We start from the raw sequence: 2,975 nt of genomic DNA, 5'->3' as shown, positions 1-2,975 counted from the left end.
CCTGCGGTGGGGGTCGGGGGTGGGTTCAGGGTGTGGGTGTGGGGGGTGGTTCGTAGACGAGTTTGTAGGTCACGTCTTTGGGGACGGGGGAGGGTGCGGTGTCGGTGTAGAGGAGGCGGATGGTGCTGAAGCGTTGGGTGCCGGGGTGGTCGGGCCAGGGTTGGGGGTGGCTCAGGGTGACGGTCACCGGGTAGGGGCGGAAGCGGCCTGCTGCGCAGTAGGGGCGGCAGTCGTTGACCATGTCGGTGCCGGTGGCGGTTGCGGTCTGGGGGCCCCAGGTGGTCCAGTGCAGGTCGACGAGCCGGTTGTTGCCGTCGCCGCAGGCCAGGAGGTATTCCTCGGGGCGTGTCTGGGGTTTGGAGAAGCAGTCGACGATCACCGGGTCGGGGGCGGGTGCGGCTGTGGGCTGTGATGCGGAGACCGGTATCGCGGCTGCCGCGAGGGCTGCTGCGGCGCTCAGCAGGATTCCGGTCCTGGTTCGTGTGTGGGCCCGCTGCCCGCGGGCGTTTCGGTCGTGTCCTGAAACGTCCACGTGACCTCCTTGCCCTTCCGCCGCGCCCGGCGGCGCTGCGGTCATGCCCAGCTTCTCCGATCCGGGCGCGGGCCGCACCCGCTGGAGGCTTCCCGCCCCTCGAGATCCCATCTGACCTGCAGATATCCGGGCAGTCCGTCGGGCAGTCCGCCAGCCGGCGGGGGTGCGGGTGCTTTGGTGTGTGGGTGCACTGGCCCGCCTGCCGCCTGCCGCCTGCCGCCTGCCGCCTGCCGCTTGTTGCTTGCGGGGATGGTTGTCGTGGTCGGCGGGCCGTTCTGCGGGTGTTGTTGCGGAGCGGGTGTGCCGGAGTTCGAGGCGTGGGGGCCTGGGGGCGGGTGTGGTCCGGGTTCCGGTGCTGTGCGGGAGGTGTGGGTCCGGGGCTGTTGTGTCCGTCGGGTTGTGTGCGGTCACCGGCTGTTGTCTGAACCGCCCCGGGTTCGGTAGAGATCTCAGTTGGTGGTTGTGACCTGGGGTTTCGTGGTCGTGAGGTAGTAGTTGTTGTTCTCGTATTCGACGGGTGGGAGGTGGCCTATCTCACCGTGGAGGCGGCGGTGGCAGTACCAGTCGATCCATTCGGCGGTGGCCAGTTCGACCTGGGCGAGTGTTTTCCATGGCCGTTGCGGCTTGATCAACTCGGTTTTGTAGAGGCCGACGGTCGATTCCATCAGGGCGTTGTCCAGGGCGTCCCCGACGGAACCGATGCTTGCCGCGAGGCCGGCGGCGTCCAGGTGCTCGGCGAGCCGGAAGCTCGTGTATTGCGACCCGGCATCGGAATGATGGATCAACTCGCCGCGAATGTAGGGATGCTGGTCGCGATCACGCTGCCATAGCGCCATCTCCAGGGCGTCCAGGACGAGCTGGGTCTCCTTCGATGTGGAGGCGGACCAGCCCACGATGCGGCGCGAGAAGGTGTCCACGACGAAGGCGACGTAGACGACGCCGGCCCAGGTCGCCACGTGGGTGAAGTCGGCGACCCAGCAGCGGTTCGGGGCGTCGGCGACGAAGTCGCGCTCGACGCGGTCCGGTGCCCGCTCGGCTTTCTCGTCCGGGATCGTGGTGATCGCCTTCCGGCCGCGGACCGCGCCGGTGATGCCCAGCTCGCGCATGAGCCGTTCGACGGTGCAGCGGGCCACCGCGAGGTCCTGGCGGTTCAGCTCGCGCCAGATCTTCCTCGCCCCGTAGACGCGGTAGTTGGACGCGTAGACCTCTTTGATCTTCTCCTTCAGTTCGGCGTCGCGCACGCTCCGCGCGGACGGCGCGGCCAGCCGTTTGTGGTGGGCGTAGTAGGTGGAGGGGGCGATCTTGCAGTCGTGCGCGGTCAGCACGCGGCAGATCGGATCGACACCGCCGAAGCGGCCCCGGTGCTCGTCGATGAACGCTACGAGCGTGTGTGTGGCCGGTCGATCTCGGCCGCGAAGAAAGACGCCGCGGCCTTCAGGATCTCGTTGGCCCGCCTGAGCTCGGCGTTCTCCTTCTTCAGTGCCTTGAGCTGGGCGGATTCCTCGGTGCTCGTCCCCGGCCGCTGCCCGGAGTCGATCTGGTCCTGCCGCACCCACTTGCGCAGCGTCTCGGTCGAGCCGATGCCCAGTTTCTGGGCGACCGCCTTGATCGCGGCGGACTCGGTCGGGTAGTCGCCGAGCACCTCGGCGACCATGCGCACCGCACGGCGGCGGAGCTCAAGCGGATAGGAAGAAGGTCGTGCCATGACTTTGATCCTTACACGGAATCGAGTCTCCATTCGACACGGGGCGGTTCAGGCTGCGGGGGAGGCGGGGGTGGAGACGGTGGCGGGGGCCGGGGCGGGGTGTCCGGCGGCCTGGGCCGGGAGCGCGGCCGCCCCGGTCAGGGTGAGTGCGGTCAGGGCGATCGTGGCGAGCGTGATGTTGCGGCGCATGACGGTGATGTCCTGTTCTTCGGGGACGGATACCGGGCCTGGGCCCGGGCGTGGGACGGTGACGGGCTAAGGGGTGGGGACGGGCACGGGCATGGCAGGGGACGAGGCCGGGGCCGGGGCCGGGGCCGGAGCGGAGGCCGGGGAGCCGGGGGTGGGGCGGTGGGTGGCGGGTTACCAGGAGCGGCGGAAGTTCACGTAGCCGTCGTCGCGGTCGAACCAGCCGCGGAAGGCCCAGTTGATCCAGCCGCCGTCGCCGTGGTTGGTGAACTGGCCCGACTCGAAGACCAGCACCCGGTAGGTGCCGTGGATGCCGCTGACCTTGGCGTCGTAGACCACGCCGTGCAGGTTGGGGGTGTAGCTGTTGGCGTTGTTGATGACCATCACGTTGTAGCGCTGGCCCGACTCGTAGAAGGCCCCCTCCATCAGGGACTTCACGTAGCCGGAGCGGTTCTGCTTGCGTGACTGGGGGGCAACACCGTCGCTTCGGCATATGCCGCTGGACAGCCTCCGTGGTGAGTGCTGTAGGCGTTGGCGAGCCCGACCGTATCT

Annotated in this window: 4 protein-coding genes; all 4 read right to left on the bottom strand. The window is 68.7% G+C overall.

Annotated elements, in window-relative coordinates; translation table 11 throughout:
• Positions 1-25 precede the first annotated feature (25 nt).
• Positions 26-532, bottom strand: coding sequence for a hypothetical protein (locus ACIPXC_RS33635; RefSeq protein ID WP_401625917.1), 507 nt, complete (start codon positions 530-532; stop codon positions 26-28).
• A gap of 449 nt (positions 533-981) precedes the next feature.
• A protein-coding gene (locus ACIPXC_RS33630; protein ID WP_401625914.1) for an IS3 family transposase occupies positions 982-2,237 on the bottom strand; the annotation gives its coding sequence in 2 pieces (ribosomal slippage) (positions 982-1,955 and positions 1,955-2,237; 1,257 coding nt in all).
• 48 nt (positions 2,238-2,285) lie between these two features.
• Positions 2,286-2,426 (bottom strand): hypothetical protein, encoded by a 141-nt coding sequence (locus tag ACIPXC_RS33625; RefSeq protein ID WP_401625911.1) that lies wholly within the window; start codon positions 2,424-2,426, stop codon positions 2,286-2,288.
• Between the two features lie 171 nt (positions 2,427-2,597).
• A complete protein-coding gene (locus ACIPXC_RS33620; RefSeq protein ID WP_401625908.1) occupies positions 2,598-2,861 on the bottom strand; it encodes a hypothetical protein in 264 nt (87 codons plus the stop codon).
• Positions 2,862-2,975: the final 114 nt, after the last annotated feature.

The organism is Streptomyces sp. NPDC090021, from assembly GCF_044748225.1.
Taxonomy (GTDB): Bacteria; Actinomycetota; Actinomycetes; order Streptomycetales; family Streptomycetaceae; genus Streptomyces.
Note: the sequence above shows the minus strand (reverse complement) of the source record. Positions and strands in the feature narration are given on the sequence as shown.

Coding starts and splice junctions, on each gene's coding strand:
- ACIPXC_RS33625 (WP_401625911.1), bottom strand. CDS start 2,426: ATGCGCCGCAACATCACGCTCGCCACGATCGCCCTGACCGCACTCACC.